Genomic DNA, 24,949 nt, shown 5'->3' with positions numbered 1-24,949 from the left:
CTGACTCCTTGTTGGTTCATCAGGGAAGGCGGCTTTATGCCGCTTGTTATTGTGGTCTGGCTTTCGAGGTGGGGCCGAAGCCCCGGGAGGACGTCGGCCCCTCAGGAGAGGGACTGACGAATTTCTGAAATCATGGCTTTGCGGTCCGCGCGTGCGGCCAACGCCTCATCCATCTCGACGCGTTTGAATTTGACCGGCGTGTTGGGTTGCAACTGACCGATCAGGTCCATATCGGCGGAGATCACCGCGCCGAGGGTGAAATACCCGCCGCCTGAGACGGCATCGCGGTGCAACACGATGGGTTCAAGCCCGCCGGGCACCTGAATGGAGCCATAGGAATAACAGCCATCGACGATGTTCGACGGATCGGAACCTGCGCCGAAGGGCTGCGGACGGTCGACGAATTCCATCGGCTGACCGCCACGGAAGCGGTAGCCCATACGGTCGGCCTCGGGCGCGACCCCCCAATCGTCGTCAAAGAAGGCCTTTTGGCTCTTTTCCGTCAGGCGGTGCCAATAAAGCCCGGTCAGGACGCGCAATTCGGCCGGAGAGCCGGGGCGGCGGCGGAGCGCGTCGGGGACCACGCGTCCCTCCGCCACCACCGACCCGTCGCCGACAGGGATCACATCGCCTGCGGCAATGGCGCGGCCTTCAAAGCCACCCAGCGCGCCAATCGGATAGGTCGAGCGCGAGCCAAGTGCCGGGGGTGTGTCGATGCCGCCGGAGACCGCGATATAAATGCGCGCGCCGGTTTTCAGAAAACCGAAGGACAGCACCTGACCGGGTTTCACGGTGAAGGAGGTCCATGTCTCGCGCGGCTCACCATCAAGGAACATGGGCATCTCTGCGCCTGTCACGGCCACGCTCATCTCGGCGCCGAATTTGATCTCCGGCCCCATGAACACGGCTTCCAATCCCGCGGCCCCTTCGTCATTGCCGACGAGCATATTCGCGGCCCGAAACGCAAGGCGATCCATCGCGCCGCCTTCGGGAATGCCGAGGTGGAAATAGCCGGGGCGGCCAAGGTCCTGAATGGTCGTTGCAAGCCCGGGTTTGATGATCTCAAGCGTCATTGAGGGCCTCCATCAGCTTGGCGTTAAAGCCGGTCATGTCGTCGTTGAATGCATCGAGATCAAAGGCGACCTCGGCGATGCGCGGCGTGTAGGTGCCATCCTCGACCGCCTCGGTAATGCGGTCGTATTCGGCGCGATCAATGGGTTTCCATTTCACGATGTCGCCGGGTTTAAAGAAGACCATGAAGTCTTTGAGATAGCTGATCTTTTGCTCCGGATCGAAGATCGGCATCGGCGTGATGCCGAACATCTGATAGCCGCCCGCGCCGCGCACGGAATAGATGCAGGAGAAACAGCCACCATAGCCCACCGTCAGCTTCGGCGTGTCGGTGCGGGGGCGCAGGTATTTCGGCACTTCGAGCTGTTTGTCGCGCTCGACGAGTTGGTAGAGAAACGGCAGGCCGGAGACGAAGCCCACCATCGAGACGAACCACGGCTGGCTGTGATGCGCCTCGATGAAATCGGCGACCGTATCATAGCCGTTGATCCGCGCGGCATAATCGAGATCGCTTCCCGTCGGGTCTTGGTGGCGTTCGCGGAACCGCATCAGGGTCTCGTGAGTCCAGGGGTCCTCGTAATAGACAGGGATTTCGATGATCCGGGTGTCGAGGCGTTTTTCCTGCGCTTCGGCCTGATGTTCGAAGGCTTTGATCTTGTCCATCATCGCATCCGGCGCGATCACGTCGGGGTCGAACCGCACTTCGAAAGAGGCATTGGCGGGCAGGATCTCGGTCACGCCGGGAATATTCGCCTCGCGCACCATGTTCGAGAGAGAGAGCGCGATAAAGAAGGCGTCCAGCGACATTTCATCGTCGATCTCGACATAGATATGTTCGTCCCCGCCATATGTGTAACGCGTTTTCATGCGGCGTCTCCTTTGGTTGCGGACAGGTTTCCGGCCTCAAGCCAGGGCTCGAGCCATTGGGTGTGGAAGACGCCTTTGCGCACCTCCGGGTCGGCGGCCAGGGCCAGGTGCAGCGGCGCGGTGGTTTTCGTGCCGCCGATCTCCATGCTTTCGAGCGCCTCCACCAGCTTGTCGATGGTGGCCTCGCGGGTCTCGGCATGGACGATGACCTTGCCCAGCAAAGAGTCGTAGAAGGGCGGGATTTGATAGCCCTCGGAGAGGAAGTGATCAAAGCGCACGCCGTCGCCGGTCGGTTCCTTGAGCGTGGCCACGACACCGGGCCAAGGCATGAAATTCAGGAACGGGTCCTCGGCACAGAGGCGCACCTCGATGGCGTGGCCGGTCTTTTTGATCTCATTTTGGGTCATCGACAGTTTCGCACCACCGCAGACCTTGATCATTTCGGCGACAAGATCGACGCCGGTGACCATTTCGGTCACGGGGTGTTCGACCTGAATGCGGGTGTTCATCTCGATGAAGTAAAACTCATTCGCCGCCTCATCATAGAGATACTCAAGCGTCCCTGCGCCGCGATAGTTCACCGCTTTGGCCAGGGCCACGGCGGAGGCGCAGAGGCTTTCGCGGGTCTCGTCGTCGAGGCACATCGCGCCTGCTTCTTCCCAAACCTTCTGACGACGGCGTTGCAGCGAGCATTCGCGCTCATAGCAATGCACGGCCGTCTCGCCATCGCCCAGAATTTGCACCTCGATATGGCGCGGCGAGAGGATCGCACGTTCGATATAAAGCCCCCCGTCGCCAAAGGCGGCTTCGGCTTCGGCCTTGGCTTGTGGGGCCAGCGTTTTCAGCTCGGCTTCGTCTTTCGCGATGCGGATGCCGCGCCCACCGCCGCCTGCGGCGGCTTTGATCATCACCGGATAGCCGATCTTCTCGGCGACAGATACCGCCTCTGAGACATCAATGCGCCCGTCGGAGCCGGGGACGACCGGCACGCCAGCGGCCTCGGCGGCCTGACGCGCCGCCACCTTGTCACCCATGCGCTCGATCGTGTCGGCGGAGGGGCCGACGAAAATCAGACCGGCCTCTTCGACGGCGCGGGCGAAGGCCGGGCTTTCGGAGAGAAAGCCGTAGCCCGGATGGATCGCGTCCGCCTTGGTGGCTTTTGCGGCTTCCAGAATGGCCGGGATGTTGAGGTAGCTGTCTTTCGAGGGCGCGGGGCCGACGCAGATGGCCTCATCGGCAAGTTTGACGGCCAACATCTCCGTGTCCGCTTCGGAATGTGCCTGAATCGTGTGGATGCCGAGGGCTTTCGCGGCTTTCACCACGCGCACGGCGATCTCCCCACGGTTGGCGATGAACAGTCTTTCAATCGCCATGTCAGTCAAGCTCCGCCAAGACGGCGCCTGCGGTGACGGGGGTGGCGTCGTCGACGCTGTAGCCTTTGAAGGTGCCCGCGATGTCTGCGGTCACTGCGATGAAGGTTTTCATCACTTCGATCAGGCCGATCTGGTCGCCGACGGCCACCGCATCCCCGGGCGCCTTGAAGGGCGGCTCTTCGGGGGAGGGCTTGTGGTAAAAAGTGCCGGGGAGGGGGGACTGGATGTCGCTCATGATGTGGTTTCCCTGTTGTTTGGACCGCTTCACGCGGTCTCGAGCACGGCGGAGGCCGGTGCGATGTTGATCCCGTTCTCGGTGAGAGCGGCGCGAATGGCGCGCCCGATCTCAACCGCGCCGGGGGTGTCGGAATGGAAACAGATGGACTCGAACGCGATGTCGATATCTTTGCCGGTGACGGTGGTCACCTTGCCTTCGACGCAGGCACGCAAACATTTCTGGGCGATCTCTTCGGGATCGGGCCGCGACACGCGGCGGGTGAAGACGATGGACCCGTCGTCGCCATAGTCGCGGTCGGCGTAGAATTCCCGGATCACCGGCTGGCCCAAACGTTTGGCGACGTCGTAGGTTTTCGAGGTTCCCATGCAAAAGATCAAGAGATCGCCGCTGATCGCCGCCAGACTTTCGATCATGTGGCGCGACAGGTCTTCGTTGACGGCGGCCTCCATGTAGAGCGCGCCGTGGGGTTTGACGTGCTGAAGGCGAATGCCGTGACGACGCCCGAATTCGCGCACCGCGCCGACCTGATAGATGATGTCATTGACCAGCTCTTCGGGCGTGGTCTTGATGTAGCGGCGGCCAAAGCCCTGAAGATCGCGGTAGCCGGGATGCGCGCCGAGGCCGACGCCGTAGGTCTGCGCCAGTTTGATCACCCGATCCATGGAGTTCGGATCGCCGGCATGAAACCCGGCCGCGATATTGGCCGAGGAGATCAGAGCCATCAGCTCTTCATCGGGGGCGTCGCTCAGAACCCAATGCCCGAAGCCCTCTCCCATGTCGCAATTCAAATCGATGATCTTTCGCATGTTCGGTCCTTAATTTCTTTGGACCCATCCTCTGAAAAAAATCTTCCTGTTGTAAAATTCAAAATATTGTTTTTGCATTATCGAAAAATCAGAATGAAAGAGCGGCAAAGAGATCATCTGGAAATCGCTCAAAATAGGGATTTGGCGCAAAAATGGGCGAAATTGAAACGAAGTCGCCTGAAAGTTGTTCTGATTTAAAGATAATGCATATCTACAAATTCGAAATTTACGTTTCCGCGCTCCTGCGACAGGATGTTTCGGAATAAACCGCCGATGGTTATCGGAGACTCCGAACAGGGACAGCACCATGAATCTGCGTCAGTTGAAATATTTCATCGCCACCGCCGAGCTCGGTCAGGTCAGCCGCGCCGCCAGCGAGCTCAGGATTTCGCAAAGTTCGATCACCACCGCCGTGCGCGAGTTGGAGCAGGATCTCGATGCCATCCTGTTCGTCCGCACCGCACATGGCATGGAACTGACGCCGCCGGGGCGCGAGCTTTTGGGGGCGGCGCGCGAGATCATGGAAAAGGTCGAAATGGCACGCAATGTGGTGCAGGGGCATTCGGAGATCGAAGGCACGATCAACATTGCCGCGACCTATACGGTGATCGGATATTTCCTGCCCTTCCACCTCGACCGGCTCAAGCACAGGTTCCCCAAACTCGACATTCGTCTCAGCGAGTTGAACCGTGAGAGCATCGAAGAGGGGTTGATCACCAATCGCTTCGATATGGCGGTGCTTTTGACCTCGAACACGCAAAGCCCCGAATTGGACACGCAAACCCTGTTGCGTTCACCGCGCAGGCTGTGGGTGCCGCAAAACCACCCGCTGCAAATCAAAGGTCAGGCGCATTTCGAGGAGATCGCCGAGGAGGATTACATCATGCTGACGGTCGATGAGGCGGCGCATACCTCGATGAAATACTGGGGGCCGACGGGGTTGGTGCCGAAGGTCAAGCTGAGGACTTCTTCGACCGAAGCGGTGCGCTCTATGGTCGCCAACGGGCAGGGCGTGACGATCCTCTCCGATATGGTCTACAGGCCCTGGTCGCTTGAGGGGCGGCGGATCGGCACGGTGGTGGTGGATCGCGACATCCCGTCGATGGACGTTGGTCTGGCCTGGCGCAAGGGGCAGGAGTGGAGCGAGGCGACGCGGATGTTCTTTGACTATTTCAGCGAGGTGTTCCAGGCGCCGCAGATGGGGCCTTTGGGCTATCGGTCATGAGCGCAGATGAGAGGCGCAGGTTTTAAAACCGCGGCCATTGAACCAGAAAACGCCGACAAGGAAATATAGACTTTTCGGCAATGTCGGGCGATCCTCGTCTCTGTTAGGGTAAGACAGAAACAGGTGAAAAATGGTTTTCCGATGAACGATAAGCCCTCCATCCGCGTCGAAGGCGCCCTGCAAAACGCATTGATCATCGACGACCACCCGCTGTTTTGCGATGCCTTGTCGATGACCTTGAAAGCGGGGCTGGGCATCGAGCGGGTGCAGACCGCAGGCGCGCTCGAAGAGGCTTTGTCTGTGCTCGATGGGGGACTTGAGCCGGATGTGATCCTGCTCGATCTGAACCTCCCCGATGTGAACGGCCTCGATGGTCTTGTGCGGTTGATCAAGCTTTGCCCGCGCACGCCGGTGGTGATCGTGTCGTCGATGGCGGAGCCGCGCGTGGTGCGCTCGGCCATTCGTGTGGGGGCGGCGGGCTTTGTGCCGAAACATTCGCCGCGTGACGTGTTCCGCAAGGCCTTTGAGCATATCGCCAATGGCGAGATTTACGCCCCCGAGGGCGCGTTTTCCGAGAGCGATGCCAATATGCCGCTCAGTTCCGGCGAGGAGGCGCTCATTCGCCTGTCGCATCTGACGAAACAACAGGCGCGGATTTTGCAGCTGATCTGCGAAGGGCAGATGAACAAGCAAATCGCCTATGAGCTGTCCATCGCCGAGACCACGGTCAAGGCGCATGTGACCGCGATCATGCGCAAGCTGGGCGTGCAAAGCCGCACCCAGGCGGTGCTCATCGCGCAGGAAGCCAATTTCAACAGCCTCTTGCCTGACACCTGAGTTTGCGTCACCCTCACCTGAGGGAGGACATCATGAGACAACAGAACGCTGCGTTCGCTGCGGGCCTTGGCGCGCACTTTGGCTCAGGCTTTGGCACAGGCTCTGGACCGAGATTCGGGGACGATGCCCCCGTGGTGCGCTCGGCCGAGGTCGAGGCGCAGGACCCCGATGCCATCCGCAAGCTGGTGCAAAAGCTCGGCAAAGGCCCGTTTTCCATCGTCCTGATGTTCATCGCACCAAGTGTGGACCGCGTGGCTCTGGCGCGCCAGATCAAGGCCGAGGTGCCCTGGGGCCGGGTGATGGGCTGTTCGACGGCGGGTGAATTGACGGCGGAGGGCTATGACGAGGATAAAATCCTCGCGGTCGGCTTTCCGGTCGAACATTTCGGGGTGGAGACGATCCTCGTGCCCGAGCTCAAGACCTGCCTGTCGCAGGACCTGATGAGCGGCTTGATCCGCGCGCGGCAAATTCTGGCGCAACGTTACCCGCATTTCGAGCATGAATTCGCCATGCTTCTGGTCGATGGGCTGTCGGAGCGGGAAGACGCTTTGACTGCGGCGCTGTCTTCGGGGCTGGGGCCGGTGCCTCTGTTCGGCGGCTCGGCGGGCGACGGGGTGCGGTTCAAGGAAACCTTTCTGCTCAATGGCCGCCAGATCACCGAAAACGCCGCCATGCTGACGTTTTTCCGCACCCATTGCCCGGTGCGGGTGTTTTCCTGCGATCATTTTCAGGTCACCGAAAAACGCATGGTCGTGACCGAGGCCGAACCCGACACGCGTGTCGTCAAGGAGATCAACGCCGAACCTGCCGCAACGGAATATGCGCGTCTCATAGGTCAGGACCCGGCGGCTTTGAACGACCAGGTCTTCGCGGCGAACCCGGTGGTGGTGCAGGTCGGCGGCAAACACCATGTGCGCGCGATCAAAGCGGTGGAGCCCAATGGCGATATGTCGTTCTTTGCTGCGATCGATCAGGGGTTGGTGCTGACCTTGGCGGAACCCAAGGACATGGTGGGCCATCTGACCCGGACGCTCGACACGCTGGCGCGGCCCGCAGCACCTGAGATGGTTCTGGCCTTTGACTGCATCTTTCGTCGCGTCGAGGCCGAACAGACCCAAAGGAAGGCCGAAGTGTCCGCGCTGTTGCGAAAACACAAGGTGCGCGGGTTTTCCACCTACGGCGAACAGATCGGCGCGATCCATGTCAACCAGACTTTCACCGGCGTCGCGATCTATCCGCCGGGCACGGAGATGAGCGAGGGGGATCTGACCGCCTGTTCCGGGGCCACGCCCGCAGAGGGGGCGCCAAAATGACCCGCCCGTCCGATTTTGTCCTGAACCCCGCCGATAGCCCCGAGCGGTCGCGGGAAAAACTGTTGAAGATCGTCGATGTGCTGATGAGCCAGACGGAACAGCGCTCGAACGAGCACAGCGCCGCCTATGCCCAGTTTCAGCGCGCCGCCATGTTCGAGGAACAGGTCCGGCAGCGCACCGTCGATCTGGAATATGCGCTCGATCTGCTCAATGTGTCGAACGCGCGTCTGGCCGAGGCCAACCGCGATCTCGACACCGCGCGGCGCAACCTCGCCAATGCCATCGAGACGGTGCAGGACGGTTTTGCGCTGTTCGATTCAGACGACGTGCTGGTGATGTACAATTCGCGCTTCGCGAGCTTTTTGCCGGATGTGCGCGCTGCGCTTCATGAGGGGATCAGCTTTTCGAATTATGCCGAATTGGTCGGCCGGTCCAAACATCTCGATCTGACCGAAACGGACACCGCCTATGCCTGGGCCGAGCGCCGGGTCGAGCGGCACAAGGACCGCCATGTGGTGTTCAACATCCATGTCGAGGGTGACCGCTGGGTCCAGATTTCCGAACATCGCACCCGGGACGACGGCACGGTGATCCTGCAAACCGACGTCTCCGATCTGGTGCATGCCGAACGCGAAACCCGCGGGCGGATGCTCGACGATCAGGCCCAGATGATCCACGCCACCTTGGAGCATGTCTCTCTGGGTGTCTGCATCTTTGACAAGGACGCGCGGCTCGCGGGTTTTAACCAACGTCTCGGCTATCTCATGGGCCTGCCGATGTCGCATATGCGGATCGGCGCGCGGTTCGACACCATGTATCAGCGCGCCGAAACGGCTTTGACCCTGAACGACGGAATGACGCCCGAGGCCTTGCTCTCGTGGGTCTACGGTCAGGCGCCGCGTGTGCCGCTGACCTTCGAGCTCAAACATGTCGACAACCGCGTGCTGGTGGTCTCGGCCGAAGACCTGCCGGATGGCGGCTTCGTGATGTCCGTCACCGATGTGACGGCCGAGCGTCAGGCGGTGGAGGACCTCACGCGCGCCAACGAGACGCTCGAGGCGCGGGTGATGAGCCGGACGCTCGATCTTGAGGATGCGCTGGGCCGGGCGGAACGCGCCAATGCCGCGCGCTCGCGCTTTGTCGCCGCCGCCAGTCACGACCTGTTGCAGCCCCTGTCCGCCGCCAAGCTGTTTGTCGCCTCCGCCGAGGACGATGTGACAAGCCCGCTGGCGCGTGAAACCCTTGCCAAGGCGCAAAACGCGCTCGCCAGTGTGGAAAACATCCTCTCCGCGCTGCTCGATATTTCCAAATTGGAGGCCGGGCGCAAGGCGCTCGACATCATGCCGGTGCCCTTGGCGCCGATGCTGATGCAATTGCGCGAAGAATACCTGCCCGCCGCGCGCGCCAAGGGCATCGACCTGCGCGTTGTGCGCACCGATAAGATCGTCGAAAGCGACCCGACGTACCTCAGGCGGATTTTGCAGAACCTGATGTCCAACGCGATCCGCTACACCGAGGAGGGCCGGGTGCTTGTCGGCGCGCGGCACAAGCCGAACGGGCGTGTGCGCCTTGAGGTGCGCGACACCGGCCCCGGCATTCCCGAAGCCTCGCAACAGGCGATTTTTCAGGAATTTCATAGGCTTGGCACTTCGGCTTCGGCCTCTGTCGGCATGGGGCTCGGGCTGGCCATCGTGGACCGGGCCTGTGCGCAGCTGGGCCATCCGATCCATCTGCATAGCGCGCTGGGCAAGGGCACAGTGTTCGGCATTGATCTTGCCGTGACGCGCCATGTGGCGGCGCAGACGATCAGCACGTTCCAAACGCCAGCCACAGAGCCGGATCAGGCCTTTGGACTGATCGCGCTTTTGGTGGAAAACGACGCCGATGTGCGCCGCGCCATGACGCTTTTGCTCGAAAAATGGGGGCTTGCGGTGGTGGCGGTGGAAAGCGGCGAAGAGGCTCTGTCTCTCGTTGCGGAGTTGGATGTGGTGCCCGATCTCATGCTGGTCGATTATCAGCTTGGCGAGGGCATCGACGGCATCGAGGTGATCCGCCAGATGCGAGGTCTCTACGGTCCCATTCCGGCACGTCTGGTGACGGCGAACCGCTCCCCTGAGGTGGTGCAGCACAGCTCCGGCGCTGGCGTCAAAATCCTCTACAAACCTATCGCGCCGCAGGACCTAGAACGCTTTGTCATGGCGCCGCAGGACGAGGCGTGAGGGCGCGTGCATCGCTCGCCGTGTCGCCCCGCCACCGAGCCGCAGCACGTTCCCAGGGCTGGATCACCGCGATCTCGATCACCAGCATCACGGCCACGAAACTCAGCGCATAGGCCAGCACATAGGCAGTTTGGAAGTTTTGAAAATGCAGATGAATTTTGAAGCCTATCCCATTGGAACGGCCTAGAAATTCAACGACAAGCACGATCTTCCAGATCATCGCCAAGCCGTTCCTCCCTGCAATGGCGAGATAGGGCGCAAGCTGCGGCAACACGACGTGGCGCAGGTAGCGCGCGCGGGGCATCCGGTAGAGGCCCGCCATCTCGTCGAGCCGCCGATCCCGCGCAGCCGTTCCATCGCGCAGCGTCACCGTCACCTGCGCCAGTTTGTTGAGTGTGACGGCGGTGATCGCGGCCACCTCGTTGAGACCGATCCAGAGATAACAGAGCACGATGACCACCAGCGCGGGCAGGTTCAGAAACACCGTCACCCAAGGGTCAAACAGGCGATTGAGACGCGGCGACAGGCCAAGCAAAATCCCAAGGGCGGTGCCAAGCACCATGGCCGCCGTGAAGGACAGGATCACACGGGTGAGCGTCGCCTGCATCTGCGGCCAGAGCGTGCCCTTGGCGATCAGATCGACCAAAACCACCATGACTGCCATGGGCGACGGCAGGATCTCCGGGTCGGCTTTCACCCAGGCCGCAAAGGCCCAGAGCGCAACCAGTCCGCCCAAGGAAAGGGCGGTATAGCCTGCCGAATATCTCCGCGTCTTTTGCATGAACTCCTCCGGCCCTGACTGTAGCGCGGGCGGGGTCGCAGGGCGTGCTGGACTTTGGTCGTATTCGCCGCGCGCGCGGGCATTGTTAGCGTGACCAGATGCGCAGGCTCATTGTCTCATTCCGGGCGCTGATTTGGATCGTGCTCATCACCTTTCCCCTGTCGGTCGCCGCCGCCGGGCCGGAGCCTTTGCCGCGCGACGAGATCGCGAAATTGATTGTCCCGCCCTACGCCTTGGGCGAAGGCATCGACGAGCGGGGCGTCTATCAGCTTTTGAATTCCGGCGGCGCCGAAGTGGGCTATGTCTTCGAAACCGGCCCTCTTGCGCCTTTGCCAGGCTTCTCAGGTAAGCCGATCAACGCCTTGGTTCTTTTGGATAAATCTGGCGTCTTTATCGATGTGCGCTTGCTGTCGCAATATGAGCCGGTCTTTGTGTCGGGTCTTGGCGAAGCGCCGTTTCGCGAGTTTCTGGCGCAGTATCCTGGCCTCTCGATCACCCAAAGCCTCGTCGTCGGCGTGCCTTATGGCGCTGGCGGCGGCGGGTCCGATCTGGTCTATCTCGACGGCGTCACGAAGGCCACGGCCAGCGTGCGAATCGCGCATGAAAGTATCCTTGCTGCCACGCTGATCGTGGCCCGCGACAAGATGCAGGGGCTGGCGACATCCACGCCCGCGCGCCCCGATGCGGACGTCAATGAGGCGCTGAGCTGGGCCGATCTCGTGGACCAAGGCATCGCGCGGCGCCTCTTCGTCACCAACGCTGAGCTGGATGCTGGTTTTGCCGGTACGATTTGGGCCCATGATGACCAGGAGGCGCAGGCGGACCCGGAGGGCCGCTACCTCGATCTTTGGCTCGTCGACATCGGTGCGCCGTCGGTGGCGCGGGCGGTCCTGTCCCCGGGCACTTTCGATGAGGTACAGCGGTTTCTCGCGGTCTCGCCGGAGGCCGAGCCTCTGTTGGTCATGGACTACGGACGGCACGGCTTGGTGTCGGAAGACTTCGTGCGCAACACCGCGCCGGATCGGCTGTCTGCGGAGCAGGGCGGCTTTCCCGTGGCGCTGCGCGATGCCGACATCTGGGTCGAACTGGCCACCGATGTGCCCGAACCTGAGACCGCGATGATCCTGCGTGCCGATCGGCGTCTAGGGTTCGATCCGATCTCGGAGTGGGTGCTGCGGGTGCAGGCGGTGCGTGAACACGGCATGTTCCAACCAGAGATCGGCGACGCACATTTCGACCTCGCTTATAGCGCACCGGAGCGGTTTTACAGCGTGCCCGAGGTGCATAAACCGCTGCCCGGCTGGCTTGAGGCGGCGTTCAATCGCAAGGCCGATCTGATTGCTCTGGCGCTGTTCCTGACCACGCTTTTGGTGCTTGTCGGCCCCTTGATGCATCGCTTCGCCGCGCTTCGGCATTTCACCGCGCTGCGGCTTGGTATCCTTTGCGTTGTCATCGGATTTATCGGCTGGTGGGGACAGGGGCAGCTTTCAATCGTCACTGTGCTCGCCGTGCTGCGCGCCGCCATCGGGGACGGCAGTCTCTCGGTGCTGTTGTATGACCCGTTTTCTCTGATGATCTGGGCGGTGAGCCTCCTCGGCTTTGTGCTTTGGGGGCGGGGGCTGTTTTGTGGTTGGCTTTGTCCGTTTGGCGCGATGCAGGAGCTGTTGCACCATCTCGGCAAGGCTTTGGGGCTGCGCCAACGCGAGGCGTCGCCGCTCTGGGATCGACGGCTCAAGAAAGGCAAATACGTCGCGCTGGCGGGGTTGATCGCGGTGGCTTTCGTGGCCCCGGACCACGCCGAAAAAGCCGCCGAGATCGAGCCGTTCAAAACCGCTGTCACAGTCTATTTCCAGCGTGAATGGTATTATGTGGCCTATGCGCTGTTCCTCTTGGCCACGAGTGTGGTCTTTTTCAAAGGCTTCTGCCGCTATGTCTGCCCCTTGGGCGCTGTCATGGCGATTGGCGGGGTGCTCCGGGGCCGCGACTGGATCGCGCGCCGCAAAGAGTGTGGCAGCCCGTGCCAGCTCTGCCGTGTCAAATGCCGCTACGGGGCGATCAAGAAGACCGGAGAAATCCAATATGATGAATGTTTCCAATGTCTTGATTGCGTCAAAATCCATGACGATCCGACCCAATGCGTGCCTCTGATCTTGGCGGCGAAACGTCAGGGCAAACCTCAGGAGCGTGCCGCATGAGACTTTCTCGACGTCGGTTTGTCACGCTTTCAGCCTGTGCTTTGGCAACACCCGCATGGGCCACAACGGAACGTTGGAGGGGCCATGCCTTCGGCGCGGAGGTTTCGCTCGATCTGCGTGGACCGCGCGGGCTGGTCGAGGCGGATTTGCAAGCGGTGATTGCGCAAATCCGTGCCTTGGAGCGGCGCTTTTCGCTTTATGATCCGGCCTCCGATTTGTCGCGCCTCAATGCGCGTGGGAAGGGGACTCTGTCACCGGAGATGCGCGAGATTTTGCAGCTGTCACACCGGGTTCACGCCGCGACGGGCGGTCTCTTCGATCCGACGATTCAACCGCTCTGGGAGGCTTTGGCTCAGGGTGAAGATGTCCTGGCAGCGCAGGATCTGATCGGTCTGGATCGGGTCATGCTTGAGGCTGATCGCGTCAAGCTGGGCGAAGGGCAAAAGCTTAGCTTCAACGGCATTGCGCAGGGCTATGCGACGGATCGGATCGCAGCCCTTCTGGTGGCGCGCGGGTACAGTGAGGCGCTGATCAATATGGGGGAATTTGCGGCATTGGGCGGGCCGTTCCGGCTTGGTCTCGAAGACCCCCAAGCCGGACGTCTGGGCGCGCTTCACCTGAGCGCGGGGGCGATGGCCACTTCCAGCCCAACGGCGATGACGGTGGGCGGCGAGACCCATATCTTGCACCCCAAAGGCGGGGTGCCCATGTGGTCGACCGTGACCGTGGTCGCAAAAGGTGCCGGTAAGGCGGCGCTGGCGGATGCGGCCTCGACGGCCTTTTGCCTGATGTCGCGCTCAGACATAGAGACGGCCAAGCAAAAGCTCGGCCTGTCTCGGGTCTATTTGGTCGATGTCGCGGGCAATCTGAGCTCGCTGTGATCCTCACCGCTCGGGCGGCAAAAAGCTCAGCCCATGTTCGGCAAAGATCGCTTCGATCCGCCCATCCGCCAGCGCCTTTTCAATCGCGTAATCGACGGCATAGCCCAGATCGCGGTGCTGTTGGTTGACCGCCACACCCACGGACCAGCTGTTGCGCACCAGACCGGGCAGGGGCGGCTGATGCACGCCGAAGCCTTCCTCAAGACCCGCCTCGATCACCGCGAGCGGCGCCATGACCGCCATGGTCTCGCCCGCAGTCATACCCGCGACGGCGGCCTCGGGCGAGGGGTAGCGGTGGATTGCATCGCCCACCGATCCGCGCCCGACAGAGGTCAGGTAGAAATCCGACAGGCTGTCGTTTTCGACGGCCACCGTGTCAAAGCGGAAGTAGGCGGGCGTCGGAAGATCGTCCGGGTACTCCGCCTCGCTATAGCCGATGGCCAGCGCCTCGCCCGCATATTGCCCCGTGAAAACAACCTGTTCGATGCGACAGGTCAATTCGCTGTCATAGGGCACATGGAGCATGACGTCAGAGACGCGCCCGCCCACCGTGGCGCCTTTCCAGACGTAATTGCGCAGATCGGCATCGAGGGTCTCATCCGCCTGCACGAGGCGAAAGCGGGGCGTGACCCCCAGGTCTTCGGCGATGATCCGGCCGATTTCGACGTCGATGCCTTTGGCTTTGCCACCCTCTTCATAGGACCAGGGCGGGAACGCTTCGTAGAGGGCGAATTCGATCCAGCCCTCGTCGATGATGCGGTCGAACTCGCGGCCGACATCCTGCGAAAAGGTGTTCTGCGGTTTCGGGCCGGGGACGTAGTCCTCACAGCGCGCGAAGGCCGGCCCCGCGGAGGCGAGACCGGCCAGAAGACCCAAAAGAGGCCCAACTGTTCGAAGCGGCGTGCGCATGGTTTACTCCGCCGCAGAGAGGCCCACCGTCAGAAGATCGGCAGTGTGTTTCCACGTCGCGGGATCGTCGGTCATGTTGCGCGCGGCCTCGAAGGCCACGCTGTCGGCGACCGGCGCGCCGGATCCGGTTTCGACCTCGGCGGCGATGCTGGCAAGCTCTTCCTGCACCCCGGTCGGGTTTTCCACGTCCCCGGCCAAAAGGTGGTCACGAATTTCGATCAGACGCGTCATGTGATCGTCCAGCGCACCATCGTCGGGGCGGGTTTCGATATAGGTGCGGATCGCCCAAGCGGCTTTTTGACCCAGAAGTTCGCCAAAGGCAGGCATCTTGGTGATGCCGTTCTGGGTCATGCCGTGCTGGAAGCGCTCGACGAACCATTCGTCGCCATATTCCTCGGCCTCGAGATAGCGCAGATCGGGGGCCAGACCGCCCGACACAACGCCGAGGCCATGACAGCGCGCGCAGTTCTGGTTGTAGCCGGACGAGCCGATCTCAATCGCTTTGAGCCAGACCTCTTCGCCCGCTTCCTCAGCGCGGTAGGGGTTTTCGGTCAGCCACTCTTCGCCCACATCGGGCAGGGCATCGGTGTTCACCGGCTGCGGCGTCACATCGCCATGGGCGAAGGCGACGGTTGCGATTGCGGTCGTGAGTGCGGCGAGCAAAGCGGTGCGTTTAACAGCGTTTTTCATTGGGTCCTCCCATCGTTTTCCCATGAATATCTCTGCCGCGAAGGACAGCGCCATTAGACCTTGGTGCCACTGTCCGAATGGGCATGCGACTTTGGTCGTGGTTCGCCTCCGACCGTGTGCGGCATAGGGTTTTTCCAGGGAGGACGATGATGCTAAGGACTTGGTGTGCCATAGGAATTAGGGCCTGTGGGTTTATGGCCTGTCTCTCTGTGATGCCTGCCTCGGTTCGGGCGGAAGAGATCGAGATTTCAATCGGCTATCTGCGGCTTGAGACCCCGCCGCGTCCTGTGTTGTCGGGCCTCGACCCGATCCCGCCTGCGCGTGGCATCGAAGGCGCGGAACTGGCGCTCAAAGACAACCAGACAACGGGTGGGTTTCTGGGGCATCAGTATACGATGGATGTGGTGTCACTCGCGCCCGACGGCGATGTCGTCGCGGCGGCGCAGACGATGCTCGCTGGCCATGACCTCGTGTTGCTCGACATGTCGGCGGAGGCATTGCTCCAAGTGGTCGATCTGCCATCGGCGGGGGCGACTTTGCTGTTCAATGTCTCCTCCAAGGCGCCCAGCTTGCGCGACGGTGACTGCCGCGCCAATCTGTTTCACACCGTGCCGGAGCTGGGCATGGAAGCGGATGCCCTGATGCAGGTTCTGATGACCAAACGCTGGACCAGGCTGGCGCTGATCGAAGGGCCGAGTGCGGAAGACGCCGCCCTCGCGCGAAGTTACCGTGATGCCGCGCAGAAATTCGGCCTCAAGATTGTCTCAGAATCGCGCTGGTCCTTTGACACGGACCTGCGGCGTGCAGCGGCGCGCGAGGTGCCGTTGTTCACGCAAAAATTCAAGGCGCATGACGTTGTGTTGGTCGCCGACGCGCATGACGATTTCGCCCGCTACATCGAACACAACACATGGGAGCCGCGCCCGGTCGCGGGTGCCGTGGGACTGGTGGCGGAAGCCTGGGCGCCCGTCGTCGAACAATGGGGCGCGGCGCAGTTGCAAAGCCGGTTCGAAGACCTCGCGCAGCGCGACATGACGGCGGAGGATTACGCCGCCTGGGCCGCCGTGCGGGTGATCGGGGAGGCGGTGACGCGGACCGGATCGGCTGACCCTGCGGTGCTGCGCGACTACATCTTGTCGGACGGGTTTGAACTGGCGGCCTTCCAAGGCCGGCCCCTGAGTTTTCGCACTTGGAACGGCCAGATGCGGCAACCGATCCCGGTGGTGAACGCCCATGCACAGGTGGCCTCGGCCCCGCCGGAAGGGTTCGAACATGCTCGAAATCCGCTCGATACTTTGGGATTGGATCAGATGGAAAGTGACTGCCATGCCTTTGAAAACTAAAATGTCTGCCAGTCTTTTGGCCCTCGCGTTTGCTTTGCCCGTGCAAGCCTCAGAGATTTGGGTCAGCAATGAAAAAGACGACACGCTGTCGGTGATCGACATCGATACATTGGAGGTGGTGCGCATGATCGAGGTCGGCGAACGCCCGCGCGGCATCACCTTTAATTCCGATTACACGCGGCTCTATATCTGCGCCTCCGACAGCGATGCGGTGCAGGTGATGGATCCGGAGACGGGCGAGATTCTGCACGACCTGCCCTCAGGCGAGGACCCGGAGCAATTCGTGCTGCACCCCGATGACCGGCATCTCTGGATCGCCAATGAGGACGACGCGGTGACCACGGTTGTGGATGTCGAGACGCGCAAAGTGGTGACCCAGATCAACGTCGGTATCGAGCCCGAAGGCATGGCCGTGTCGCCCGATGGCAAGACGGTGATCACTACGTCGGAGACGACGAATATGGCGCATTGGATCGACACGGGCACGCATGAGATTTACGCCAACACGCTGGTCGATGCGCGGCCCCGTCATGCGGAATTTGTCAAAGATGGAAGCGAGCTTTGGGTGTCGTCGGAAATTGGCGGTACGATCACGGTGTTTGACACGACGGACCAAAGCGAGATCGGCAAAATTCACTTTGAAATTCAGGGCGTGCACCCGGATCTGATCCAACCCGTCGGCTTCGAACTGACGCCGGATCACAAGACCGCTTTCGTGGCACTTGGCCCGTCGAACCATGTCGCCGTCGTGAACACCGAGACGCTTGCGGTCGAGGAGTACATCCTCGTCGGGCGCCGGGTCTGGCACATGGCGTTTTCGCCGGATCACAGCCAGCTTTTCACCACCAACGGGGTGAGCGGCGATGTCACCGTGATCGACGTCGCCTCCCGCAAGCCGGTCAAGACCATCAAGGTGGGGCGGTTTCCTTGGGGCGCAGCCATGCGCCCGTAAATGGAGTGGGCGCAGCCGTGCGTCCCTGAACTCTTAGAAAGAGGCTTTTTCAATGCGTTACGCTCTACTCTTCACAGCTCTTCTCGCCGCCACATCCGCCTTCGCAGATGATGACGATGCCCCCAAATTCGGCCTCGCGGGCATCCTGTCGGCGAGTAATTCCGAAGACCTGCCGCCGATCATGTTGTCCGCTGGGCAGCCCTTGGCCGAAGCGCCGCTTAAGCTCAAATCCGGCACCTATTACGAGATCGAGATTGAGGCCGACGGCTCGCAAGAACTGGCGCTCGAAGGGGCCGGGTTCTTTCGGGCGATCTGGATCGATGAAATCGTGATCGAAGGTCTGGAAATCCGGCCATTGGGCATCGATAGCGTCGAATTCGATGAGGCGGGCACGATGGAGATCGGCTTTGTCGCCATCAAACCGGGCCGCTACGAGCTGCGCGTGCCACAATCCTCGGGCGATCTTCAGCGGTTGGAGATCACGATTGAATAAGGCGGGCGAATGAGCGGGCGAATGACCGGGTTAAGCGTCGAAAACATCACCCATGACTGGGGTGCGAAACGCGCGCTGGATGCGGTGAGTTTTACGGTCGCGCCGGGTCAGTTCTGCGCGCTTTTGGGGCCGAACGGGGCGGGGAAATCGACGCTTTTCGGACTTTTGACGCGGCTGTTCACGCCCCGCTCCGGGCAGATCGAGATTGCGGGGCATGATGTGTCCAGTGATCCGCTCGGCGCTCTGTCGAAAACCGGCGTGGTGTTTCAACAGCCGACGCTTGATCTCGATCTCTCGGTCTGGCGCAATATGCTCTATTTTGCGGGGTTGCATGGCATCACAGGCCGCGCGGCGCGGCTTGCGGCCTCCGAGGCCTTGGATCGTTTGGGCATGGAGGAACGCGCGAGCGAGCGGGTGCGGGAGTTGAACGGCGGGCATCGGCGGCGGCTGGAAATTGCCCGCGCGCTGATGCATCGGCCCGAGGTGTTGCTCTTGGACGAACCGACCGTGGGGCTGGATGCGCAGACCCGCAGCGATCTGGTCGCGCATGTCCATGGGCTGGCGCAGGACACGGGGTTGGCGGTGCTCTGGGCGACGCATTTGACCGATGAGATTTGGTCCGGGGATCGGCTTGTCGTTTTGCATCGTGGGCAGGTGTTGGAGCAGGGGCCAGTGCCTGTCACGGGGGCGGCTTTGACGGCGCATTTTCTGAGACTGACCGAAAGCGAGGGCGCATGAGACATGCCTTGGCTGCACTTAGGGTGATCTGCCACCGCGAGGCGCTGCGCTTTCTGGGCCAACGTGCGCGGATGCTGGCGGCGCTGGTGCGCCCGCTGGTGTGGCTCTTTGTCTTTGCGGCGGGCTTTCGTGCGGCTCTGGGCCTCTCGATCACGCCGCCCTATCAGACCTATATCACCTATGAGACCTATATCGTGCCGGGGCTCTGCGGCATGATTTTGCTGTTCAACGGCATGCAATCCTCGCTCTCTCTGGTGATGGACCGCGAGATGGGGACGATGCGGCTTTTGCTGACAGCGCCGCTGCCGCGCTGGTGGCTTTTGAGTTGCAAGCTGATCGCGGGGGCGCTGATTTCGGTGCTTCAAGCCTATGCGTTTCTTGCGATCTGCGCGCTCTACGGCATCACGTTTTCGCCTCTGGGCTATGTCGCGATCCTGCCGGCGCTGTTTCTCACCGCCCTCATGGTTGGCGCCTTGGGTATCGCTTTGTCGTCCACAATCAAACAGTTGGAGAATTTCGCAGGCGTGATGAATTTCGTCATCTTCCCGATGTTCTTCCTCTCCACCGCGCTCTATCCGCTTTGGAAAATGGCGGAGGCCTCCGCGCTTTTGGAGACGATCTGTCGCCTCAATCCGTTTTCCTACGGGGTCGAAAGCATCCGCTTTGCGCTTTATCTGACGCCCAATCCGCTGGCTTGGGGCGTCTGTCTCACGGCTTTGATCGTCTTCATGGCGCTTGCACTTTGGGGCTATGACCCGGCGAAGCGGATGATCGGGCGTAAGATCTGAATGTGCGACTTTGGTCGCAGGGCGGCTTGGACCTTTGTCCCATACGTGGCGGGCGTGACCTCTGGCATGCTGGGCACTGGGAGGACTGTCACATGAAACGCATTTGCCTTGGTCTGGCGCTGGTTTTGGCCGCGCCGCTCTTCGCCGAAGATTTACCTATGGAGCTTGGCCCCGACACCCATGTCGACGAGCAGGGCACGCTCAACCCGCATGAGATGTCGATGGCGCAGGTGATGGAGAACATCCGCGAGGGCGACACCGGCATGGTGATCTGTTCTCAGGGCTATCTGATCACCAAATCCGGGCGTCACGAGTTGGCGCGCGAGCTGTTTTCCAACTGTGCGGATGCGGGCTGGACCGGGGCGATGACCTGGATGAGCCAGCTCGATGACAACGGTCTGGGCGCGCCGCAAGATTTGGAGGCCGCAGCCGAGTGGAATCGCAAAGCGGCCGAGGCGGGCGATCCGGTGGGCAAGTTCAACCACGGGCTGGACCTGATGCGCGGCTGGGGCGTGGCGCGCGACGAAGAGGCGGGCCGGGCGCTTGTGGATGAGGCGGCCAATGATGGCCTGGCCGTGGCGCAGCGGTTGCAGCGCGCGGATTACGATCTCGACGAGGTGACGCCGGACGCCGATGAATGGCGCTATCTCAACCTGTTTTGACGCAAGACTACGACCAAAGTCGTAGAAGCCCCCCGACCAATGTCGGGGCCTTTTCTTGAGGCAGGTCAACCCTTTGGTGGGGGCTTCCGCGCGATGATCCCTCAAACAGTCGCGTAGGAGACATCCCCATGAAAGCCAAACATATCGCCGCATCCTTGATCCCCGTTGTATTTCCAGCGCTCTTTGCAACCGTTGCCTTTGCGGGCGAATATGACGCCATCAAAACCGCCGCTGGCGCGGAGTTTTTCGACAAGGAATGCCACCGCTGCCACTCCGTCGATGCCGACCGCGCGAGCTATGGCCCGCTTCTGACCGGCGTCGTGGGGCGTGAGGCGGGGACCTTTGAAGGTTACCCCTATTCCGAGGCGTTGAAGAATGCCGGGTTTGTCTGGACCAAGGGCGCGATCCGCGCCTGGATGGAGGACAACGACGCTTTGGTGCCGGGCACGAAAATGCGCCACGTGGGCGTGAGCGACCCAACCGTGCAGGATTTCATCGTCACCTATCTGGCGTCGATTTCAGACTGATTTAGGTCTCCGCGCGGAGCGTGGCAGGGTGGCCGTCGAGGCGCAGCACCCGATCCGCGAGCCGCGCGGCCTCCGTGCGATCATGGGTGACCAAAAGCGTCGTCGTGCCGTGCCGGGTGCGCAGCGTCTCGAACAGCTGCATCATCTCATCGGCCAGCTTTGGGTCGAGCGACACAAAGGCCTCGTCCATCAGCAACAGATCGGGCGAGGCGGCAAAGGCGCGGGCCAGTGCGAGGCGGCGCTGTTGGCCTAAAGACATCTGTTCGGGGAAATGATCGGCATGATCGGCGAGGCCGACGACGGTGAGCCAGTCGAGCGCCTGTGCCTTGGAAATCCCGGTGGTCAGGGTGAGGTTCTGCCAGGCCCTGCGCCAGGGCAAAAGCGTCGGGCTTTGAAACACAGCCGACAGCCGGGGCGGGCGGGTGATCTCGCCCTCATAGTCGCGGTGCAGCCCGGAGATGACCCGCAACAGCGTGGTTTTTCCGACCCCCGACGGGCCGGTCAGCGCAACGGTTTCGCCCGCACGGATGTCGAGCCTGATAGCCCCGAGGATGTGCGCCCCCCCGGCGGAAACAGAGCGCAGATCGAGGTGCAGCAAGGCGGCCTTCACAGGGAAAGCCGCTTTGAGCCTGTCCGAGAGGATGGACAGGTCATGTCTCATGAGGCCGGATCAAAGAAGGTGCCTGCGGGCAGGGTGGTCGCTTGGCCGACCAGATCTTCGCCGCCGAGTTTCGCCATGAGGGCCAGCATCTTGGCGGCGTCTTCTTCGGAGACCGGGCCCTCGGCGGGGATGCCCGCGATCCAACCGGCTTTCAAGGCCTCGAATTGCGCGTCGTTTTTGACGTTCATCCGCTCGCGCAACCGATCCCAAGCCGCGTCATCCGTGGCCAGAAGGTCCTTGGCCTGACGCGAGGCGGCGGCCAGACCTTTGACCACTTCGGGATGTTCGGACAACACGTCGCCCCGCACAACATAGCCCAAAAGCGGCGTGTCAGGGTTCAGACCCAAAGCCAGAGCGGCCTCAGAGGTGGAGGCCAGAAGGCGCATGCCGGAGGCCTCCATCTTGGCGCCGAAATGCCAGAAATTGATCGCCCCATCCAGCTCGCCCGAGAGCGCGGATTTGAAGATCAGCGGCGGCGCGCCGAACACCTGTTCGGTCTCAGAGGCGAGGTCCTGACCGGTCATTTGCTCGGCATAGGCGCGCAGGATCAGCCAGCTTTTGTCATTCGGCCCGCCCGCGATGCCAATCTTGCCACCTTCGAGATCGGCAAGGCTTTGCGCGGGGCTGTCTTTCGGCACGTAAAGCCCGCCGACGGCTTTGGAATAGGGGAGAAACACGTAGTCCTTGCCCTCGGCGCGTTGGGCGGCGACCCAGAGCCAATCGGCGACGATCATATCGACTTCGCCCGCCGCCAATGCCACGCGCGAAGCGGCGGCGCCCGCGACATCCATGGCCTCGAGGGTAAAGCCCTGCGCGGTGTCAAAGCCGTTGTGGCGGATGGTGTCGACCTCCCAGGCCACGGTGCCGGACATGTAAAGCGCGGCCTTGAGCGTCGGCAGGTCGTCGGCCTTGGCGGCCAGTGCGCCGGTCAGTGACATCGCCGCCGCCAGAGCGGCCAGTCCTTTGGTGAATTTCGTCATGTGCAGTCCTCCCTGACAAAAGAGCCTAGGTCGGGCGATGGGCGCGCGAAATACGACCAAAGGACAGGAGGGTCGCAGAAGGCCTACGACCAATGGCCAATATCCGCAGGATCGGCCCTGTCAATAATGGAAGGATATGAGCCGTGGTCCTTTCATACGTCAGGGGTGCGGTCTGCTATGGGAGGACTAAAATGAACAGGTTTGTAACGGCTGCGACGGCGGCCATCATGAGCTTTGGGCTTGCGGGCGGGGGTGTTGCCGGGGTCACCGAAGAAGACCTTTTGAACGACGCCACCACGCCGGGCGATGTGTTGACCAACGGCATGGGGCGCGATCTTCAGCGCTATTCGCCGCTCGATACGCTCAATAAGGACAACATCGAAAACCTTTTCCCGGCCTGGGCCTTCAGCTTTGGCGGTGAGAAACAACGCGGTCAGGAAACCCAGCCGCTGATTTACGACGGTGTCATGTATGTGACCGGATCCTATTCGCGGATGTATGCGATTGATCTGAAGACCGGCGAGGAGCTTTGGCAGTATGACGCCCGTCTGCCCGAAGGCATCTTGCCCTGCTGTGATGTGATCAACCGTGGAGGCGCGATTTATGGCGACAACATCTATTTCGGCACGCTGGATGCGCGCATCGTGGCGCTCGATCTCAAGACCGGCGATGTGAAATGGAACAAGAAAATCGCCAACTACAAAGAAGGCTATTCCTACACGGCCGCGCCCTTGATCGTGAACGGTCTGGTGATCACCGGCAACTCTGGCGGTGAATTCGGCATCGTCGGCGAAGTGCAGGCGCGGGACGCCGAAACCGGCGATCTCGTTTGGACCCGTCCGGTGATCGAGGGCCATATGGGCACGCTCAATGGCGAAGAATCGACCATGACGGGTGAGCTTAACGCCACTTGGCCGGGCGATATGTGGAAGACCGGCGGCGGTGCCACCTGGCTTGGCGGCTCTTATGATGCCGATACCGACACGCTCATCTTTGGCACGGGCAACCCCGCGCCGTGGAACTCGCATCTGCGCGATGCCGGAACGCCGAAGGACGACAATTCGGGCGACAACCTCTATGCCGCCTCGCGTCTGGGCATCGACCCGGCCACTGGCGAGATCAAATGGCATTTCCAAACCACGCCGCGCGAAGGCTGGGACTTTGACGGGGTGAACGAAGTGGTCGCTTTCACCGACAAAGACGGCAACAAACGCTACGCCACCGCCGACCGCAACGGGTTCTTCTACGTGCTGAACCGTGAAGACGGTGCTTTCGTCAACGCAACGCCGTTCGTGTCCAACATCACCTGGGCCGAGGGCATCGACGAGACGGGTCGTCCGATCTTTGTCGAGGACGCACGCCCGGGCAATCCTTTGGAGGCCGACAAGGGCGAAATGGTGTTCTCCGTGCCGTCCTTCCTGGGGGGCAAAAACTGGATGCCGATGGCGCACAGCCAGAAGACCGGGATGTTCTACGTGCCGTCGAACGAATGGGGCATGGACATCTGGAACGAGCCGATTTCCTACAAAAAAGGCGCGGCTTACCTGGGCGCTGGCTTTACCATCAAGCCCATTTTCGAGAGCCACATCGGGTCTTTGAAAGCCATCGAGCCGGAAACCGGCGACATCAAATGGGACTTCCAAAACGACGCACCGCTTTGGGGCGGGGTGATGACCACCGCGGGCGGCCTCGTGTTCTTTGGCACCCCGGAAGGTGAGTTCATTGCGTTGGATGACGAGACCGGTGAAAAGCTTTGGTCCTTCCAGACCGGGTCTGGGATTGTCGGTCAGCCGGTGACCTATGAGTTCGAAGGCGAGCAATATGTCACCATCGTCTCCGGCTGGGGCGGCGCGGTTCCGCTCTGGGGCGGGGAAGTGGCCAAAAAGGTCAACTACCTGAACCAAGGCGGCACGGTCTGGACCTTTAAACTGCCGAAACAGCTGGCCATGGCGAACTAAGGTGGCCAACTGAGATGACGAAACGAGAGTGATCTCTTTTGACATGGAAAATGCGCCCTGAGAGTCAGGGCGCATTTTTTATGTCGGTGAGGGGGCGTTGGAAATAGGCCTCGGTGATCAGCTCACGGTTCTCGGCAATCGCCTCTGCCGTGCTCGCCAACCGCACTTGCCCCTTGCGCAACACCACAAGTCTGAGGCCAGTTGCCGCGCCACTTCGACGAAGTGCCCCACTGGTCCTCCCCCACAGAAGGGGCCCACCGTACTATTTAGGAAAACGGCGGGCCAAGATGGCTCCGAGGCGGCACACGCCAGAAGAGAGTGTCACGAAGCTGCGGCAGCTCGCCGCGCATTTCGGCCTGCCTTACGTCTTCGCCTCGCATTTCGCGCCGGATATGCTTGAGGAGGCGCTGCATGTGTACCGGATCAACGTCTAGCCGTCAGA

25 protein-coding genes are annotated in these 24,949 nt (G+C 61.5%); 15 read left to right on the top strand and 10 right to left on the bottom strand.

The genetic code is table 11. From position 1 onward, the window contains the following. Positions 1 to 101 precede the first annotated feature (101 nt). The 5 genes from HCZ23_RS05380 to HCZ23_RS05360 are packed head-to-tail and all read right to left on the bottom strand — an operon-like array spanning position 102 to position 4,355. A complete protein-coding gene (locus HCZ23_RS05380; protein ID WP_167600672.1) occupies positions 102 to 1,073 on the bottom strand; it encodes a biotin-dependent carboxyltransferase family protein in 972 nt (323 codons plus the stop codon). Beyond that, entirely contained in the window at positions 1,063 to 1,938 is an 876-nt protein-coding gene (locus tag HCZ23_RS05375) for an allophanate hydrolase subunit 1 (RefSeq protein ID WP_167600671.1), read from the bottom strand. Before HCZ23_RS05375 ends, HCZ23_RS05380 begins: the two co-directional genes overlap by 11 nt. Further along, complete coding sequence (locus tag HCZ23_RS05370) at positions 1,935 to 3,311, bottom strand: acetyl-CoA carboxylase biotin carboxylase subunit (protein ID WP_167600670.1); 1,377 nt, start codon at positions 3,309 to 3,311, stop codon at positions 1,935 to 1,937. The genes HCZ23_RS05375 and HCZ23_RS05370 overlap by 4 nt, the downstream gene beginning before the upstream one ends. A gap of 1 nt (position 3,312) precedes the next feature. Continuing rightward, a complete protein-coding gene (locus HCZ23_RS05365) occupies positions 3,313 to 3,546 on the bottom strand; it encodes an acetyl-CoA carboxylase (RefSeq protein WP_167600669.1) in 234 nt (77 codons plus the stop codon). A gap of 29 nt (positions 3,547 to 3,575) precedes the next feature. Further along, a complete protein-coding gene (locus HCZ23_RS05360; RefSeq protein WP_167600668.1) occupies positions 3,576 to 4,355 on the bottom strand; it encodes a 5-oxoprolinase subunit PxpA in 780 nt (259 codons plus the stop codon). A 307-nt stretch (positions 4,356 to 4,662) separates the two neighbouring features. Between HCZ23_RS05360 and HCZ23_RS05355 the strand changes: the two genes are divergently transcribed. The 4 genes from HCZ23_RS05355 (at position 4,663) to HCZ23_RS05340 (ending at position 9,949) form a co-directional block, all read left to right on the top strand. Beyond that, a complete protein-coding gene (locus HCZ23_RS05355; RefSeq protein ID WP_167600667.1) occupies positions 4,663 to 5,580 on the top strand; it encodes a LysR family transcriptional regulator in 918 nt (305 codons plus the stop codon). Positions 5,581 to 5,721: 141 nt separating this feature from the next. Further along, positions 5,722 to 6,417 carry a response regulator transcription factor gene (locus HCZ23_RS05350; protein WP_167600666.1) on the top strand — a complete coding sequence of 232 codons (696 nt, stop codon included), beginning with the start codon at positions 5,722 to 5,724 and terminating at the stop codon, positions 6,415 to 6,417. 32 nt (positions 6,418 to 6,449) lie between these two features. Further along, positions 6,450 to 7,730 carry an FIST N-terminal domain-containing protein gene (locus tag HCZ23_RS05345; RefSeq protein WP_167600665.1) on the top strand — a complete coding sequence of 427 codons (1,281 nt, stop codon included), beginning with the start codon at positions 6,450 to 6,452 and terminating at the stop codon, positions 7,728 to 7,730. Then, entirely contained in the window at positions 7,727 to 9,949 is a 2,223-nt protein-coding gene (locus tag HCZ23_RS05340; protein ID WP_167600664.1) for a PAS-domain containing protein, read from the top strand. The genes HCZ23_RS05345 and HCZ23_RS05340 overlap by 4 nt, the downstream gene beginning before the upstream one ends. Here HCZ23_RS05340 and HCZ23_RS05335 read toward each other — a convergent pair. Then, positions 9,924 to 10,730, bottom strand: coding sequence for an ABC transporter permease (locus HCZ23_RS05335; protein WP_167600663.1), 807 nt, complete (start codon positions 10,728 to 10,730; stop codon positions 9,924 to 9,926). The genes HCZ23_RS05340 and HCZ23_RS05335 overlap by 26 nt on opposite strands. A 98-nt stretch (positions 10,731 to 10,828) precedes the next feature. Between HCZ23_RS05335 and HCZ23_RS05330 the strand changes: the two genes are divergently transcribed. Together HCZ23_RS05330 and HCZ23_RS05325 are read left to right on the top strand one after the other, a co-directional pair. Continuing rightward, positions 10,829 to 12,925: a 4Fe-4S binding protein gene (locus tag HCZ23_RS05330; protein ID WP_167600662.1), complete on the top strand. Its 2,097-nt coding sequence runs from the start codon at positions 10,829 to 10,831 to the stop codon at positions 12,923 to 12,925. Continuing rightward, the gene (locus tag HCZ23_RS05325; RefSeq protein ID WP_167600661.1) at positions 12,922 to 13,806 is read left to right on the top strand and encodes an FAD:protein FMN transferase; all 885 of its coding nucleotides are present in this window, start codon (positions 12,922 to 12,924) and stop codon (positions 13,804 to 13,806) included. Before HCZ23_RS05330 ends, HCZ23_RS05325 begins: the two co-directional genes overlap by 4 nt. Positions 13,807 to 13,809: 3 nt before the next feature. Here HCZ23_RS05325 and HCZ23_RS05320 read toward each other — a convergent pair whose 3' ends face one another. After that, positions 13,810 to 14,715, bottom strand: a complete 906-nt coding sequence (locus tag HCZ23_RS05320; RefSeq protein WP_175580872.1) for an ABC transporter substrate-binding protein — start codon at positions 14,713 to 14,715, stop codon at positions 13,810 to 13,812. 3 nt (positions 14,716 to 14,718) lie between these two features. Then, on the bottom strand, positions 14,719 to 15,405 hold the full coding sequence (gene pedF / locus HCZ23_RS05315) for a cytochrome c-550 PedF (protein WP_167600660.1): 687 nt from the start codon (positions 15,403 to 15,405) through the stop codon (positions 14,719 to 14,721). 194 nt (positions 15,406 to 15,599) lie between these two features. On the opposite strand from pedF, the gene HCZ23_RS05310 reads away from it, so the two are divergent. The 7 genes from HCZ23_RS05310 to HCZ23_RS05280 all read left to right on the top strand — a co-directional run bounded on the left by HCZ23_RS05310 (position 15,600) and on the right by HCZ23_RS05280 (position 20,908). Then, positions 15,600 to 16,748, top strand: coding sequence for an ABC transporter substrate-binding protein (locus tag HCZ23_RS05310; RefSeq protein ID WP_167600834.1), 1,149 nt, complete (start codon positions 15,600 to 15,602; stop codon positions 16,746 to 16,748). Position 16,749: 1 nt separating this feature from the next. Next, positions 16,750 to 17,700, top strand: a complete 951-nt coding sequence (locus HCZ23_RS05305; RefSeq protein ID WP_167600659.1) for a YVTN family beta-propeller repeat protein — start codon at positions 16,750 to 16,752, stop codon at positions 17,698 to 17,700. Positions 17,701 to 17,752: 52 nt separating this feature from the next. Beyond that, on the top strand, positions 17,753 to 18,193 hold the full coding sequence (locus HCZ23_RS05300; protein ID WP_167600658.1) for a hypothetical protein: 441 nt from the start codon (positions 17,753 to 17,755) through the stop codon (positions 18,191 to 18,193). Positions 18,194 to 18,214: 21 nt separating this feature from the next. After that, complete coding sequence (locus tag HCZ23_RS05295; RefSeq protein ID WP_167600657.1) at positions 18,215 to 18,931, top strand: ABC transporter ATP-binding protein; 717 nt, start codon at positions 18,215 to 18,217, stop codon at positions 18,929 to 18,931. Next, positions 18,928 to 19,719 carry an ABC transporter permease gene (locus HCZ23_RS05290; protein ID WP_167600656.1) on the top strand — a complete coding sequence of 264 codons (792 nt, stop codon included), beginning with the start codon at positions 18,928 to 18,930 and terminating at the stop codon, positions 19,717 to 19,719. Before HCZ23_RS05295 ends, HCZ23_RS05290 begins: the two co-directional genes overlap by 4 nt. Positions 19,720 to 19,811: 92 nt before the next feature. Next, positions 19,812 to 20,381 (top strand): tetratricopeptide repeat protein, encoded by a 570-nt coding sequence (locus HCZ23_RS05285; RefSeq protein WP_167600655.1) that lies wholly within the window; start codon positions 19,812 to 19,814, stop codon positions 20,379 to 20,381. A gap of 128 nt (positions 20,382 to 20,509) precedes the next feature. Continuing rightward, positions 20,510 to 20,908 carry a cytochrome c family protein gene (locus HCZ23_RS05280; RefSeq protein WP_167600654.1) on the top strand — a complete coding sequence of 133 codons (399 nt, stop codon included), beginning with the start codon at positions 20,510 to 20,512 and terminating at the stop codon, positions 20,906 to 20,908. Between the two features lies 1 nt (position 20,909). Here HCZ23_RS05280 and HCZ23_RS05275 read toward each other — a convergent pair whose 3' ends face one another. Further along, complete coding sequence (locus tag HCZ23_RS05275) at positions 20,910 to 21,569, bottom strand: ATP-binding cassette domain-containing protein (protein WP_167600653.1); 660 nt, start codon at positions 21,567 to 21,569, stop codon at positions 20,910 to 20,912. Next, the gene (locus HCZ23_RS05270; RefSeq protein ID WP_167600652.1) at positions 21,566 to 22,549 is read right to left on the bottom strand and encodes an ABC transporter substrate-binding protein; all 984 of its coding nucleotides are present in this window, start codon (positions 22,547 to 22,549) and stop codon (positions 21,566 to 21,568) included. The genes HCZ23_RS05275 and HCZ23_RS05270 overlap by 4 nt, the downstream gene beginning before the upstream one ends. A 191-nt stretch (positions 22,550 to 22,740) precedes the next feature. Between HCZ23_RS05270 and HCZ23_RS05265 the strand changes: the two genes are divergently transcribed. Beyond that, positions 22,741 to 24,507: a PQQ-dependent methanol/ethanol family dehydrogenase gene (locus tag HCZ23_RS05265; protein ID WP_167600651.1), complete on the top strand. Its 1,767-nt coding sequence runs from the start codon at positions 22,741 to 22,743 to the stop codon at positions 24,505 to 24,507. A 287-nt stretch (positions 24,508 to 24,794) separates the two neighbouring features. Further along, on the top strand, positions 24,795 to 24,941 hold the full coding sequence (locus tag HCZ23_RS05260) for a hypothetical protein (RefSeq protein ID WP_167600650.1): 147 nt from the start codon (positions 24,795 to 24,797) through the stop codon (positions 24,939 to 24,941). The last annotated feature ends 8 nt before the right edge of the window (positions 24,942 to 24,949 follow it).

The sequence above is a fragment of the Celeribacter sp. HF31 genome (assembly GCF_011806455.1).
Lineage (GTDB): Bacteria > Pseudomonadota > Alphaproteobacteria > Rhodobacterales > Rhodobacteraceae > Celeribacter.
This window is presented reverse-complemented; position numbering and strand designations above follow the sequence as displayed.

Bases quoted from the DNA above. Each gene is read 5' to 3' on its own strand.
- HCZ23_RS05300 (WP_167600658.1), top strand. From the start codon at position 17,753: ATGCGTTACGCTCTACTCTTCACAGCTCTTCTCGCCGCCACATCCGCC.
- HCZ23_RS05360 (WP_167600668.1), bottom strand. From the start codon at position 4,355: ATGCGAAAGATCATCGATTTGAATTGCGACATGGGAGAGGGCTTCGGG.
- HCZ23_RS05325 (WP_167600661.1), top strand. From the start codon at position 12,922: ATGAGACTTTCTCGACGTCGGTTTGTCACGCTTTCAGCCTGTGCTTTG.
- HCZ23_RS05330 (WP_167600662.1), top strand. From the start codon at position 10,829: ATGCGCAGGCTCATTGTCTCATTCCGGGCGCTGATTTGGATCGTGCTC.
- HCZ23_RS05265 (WP_167600651.1), top strand. From the start codon at position 22,741: ATGAACAGGTTTGTAACGGCTGCGACGGCGGCCATCATGAGCTTTGGG.
- HCZ23_RS05275 (WP_167600653.1), bottom strand. From the start codon at position 21,569: ATGAGACATGACCTGTCCATCCTCTCGGACAGGCTCAAAGCGGCTTTC.
- HCZ23_RS05365 (WP_167600669.1), bottom strand. From the start codon at position 3,546: ATGAGCGACATCCAGTCCCCCCTCCCCGGCACTTTTTACCACAAGCCC.
- pedF (WP_167600660.1), bottom strand. From the start codon at position 15,405: ATGAAAAACGCTGTTAAACGCACCGCTTTGCTCGCCGCACTCACGACC.
- HCZ23_RS05285 (WP_167600655.1), top strand. From the start codon at position 19,812: ATGAAACGCATTTGCCTTGGTCTGGCGCTGGTTTTGGCCGCGCCGCTC.
- HCZ23_RS05370 (WP_167600670.1), bottom strand. From the start codon at position 3,311: ATGGCGATTGAAAGACTGTTCATCGCCAACCGTGGGGAGATCGCCGTG.
- HCZ23_RS05305 (WP_167600659.1), top strand. From the start codon at position 16,750: ATGTCTGCCAGTCTTTTGGCCCTCGCGTTTGCTTTGCCCGTGCAAGCC.
- HCZ23_RS05355 (WP_167600667.1), top strand. From the start codon at position 4,663: ATGAATCTGCGTCAGTTGAAATATTTCATCGCCACCGCCGAGCTCGGT.
- HCZ23_RS05260 (WP_167600650.1), top strand. From the start codon at position 24,795: ATGGCTCCGAGGCGGCACACGCCAGAAGAGAGTGTCACGAAGCTGCGG.
- HCZ23_RS05310 (WP_167600834.1), top strand. From the start codon at position 15,600: ATGGCCTGTCTCTCTGTGATGCCTGCCTCGGTTCGGGCGGAAGAGATC.
- HCZ23_RS05320 (WP_175580872.1), bottom strand. From the start codon at position 14,715: ATGCGCACGCCGCTTCGAACAGTTGGGCCTCTTTTGGGTCTTCTGGCC.
- HCZ23_RS05290 (WP_167600656.1), top strand. From the start codon at position 18,928: ATGAGACATGCCTTGGCTGCACTTAGGGTGATCTGCCACCGCGAGGCG.
- HCZ23_RS05380 (WP_167600672.1), bottom strand. From the start codon at position 1,073: ATGACGCTTGAGATCATCAAACCCGGGCTTGCAACGACCATTCAGGAC.
- HCZ23_RS05375 (WP_167600671.1), bottom strand. From the start codon at position 1,938: ATGAAAACGCGTTACACATATGGCGGGGACGAACATATCTATGTCGAG.
- HCZ23_RS05280 (WP_167600654.1), top strand. From the start codon at position 20,510: ATGAAAGCCAAACATATCGCCGCATCCTTGATCCCCGTTGTATTTCCA.
- HCZ23_RS05270 (WP_167600652.1), bottom strand. From the start codon at position 22,549: ATGACGAAATTCACCAAAGGACTGGCCGCTCTGGCGGCGGCGATGTCA.
- HCZ23_RS05340 (WP_167600664.1), top strand. From the start codon at position 7,727: ATGACCCGCCCGTCCGATTTTGTCCTGAACCCCGCCGATAGCCCCGAG.
- HCZ23_RS05345 (WP_167600665.1), top strand. From the start codon at position 6,450: ATGAGACAACAGAACGCTGCGTTCGCTGCGGGCCTTGGCGCGCACTTT.
- HCZ23_RS05350 (WP_167600666.1), top strand. From the start codon at position 5,722: ATGAACGATAAGCCCTCCATCCGCGTCGAAGGCGCCCTGCAAAACGCA.
- HCZ23_RS05295 (WP_167600657.1), top strand. From the start codon at position 18,215: ATGACCGGGTTAAGCGTCGAAAACATCACCCATGACTGGGGTGCGAAA.
- HCZ23_RS05335 (WP_167600663.1), bottom strand. From the start codon at position 10,730: ATGCAAAAGACGCGGAGATATTCGGCAGGCTATACCGCCCTTTCCTTG.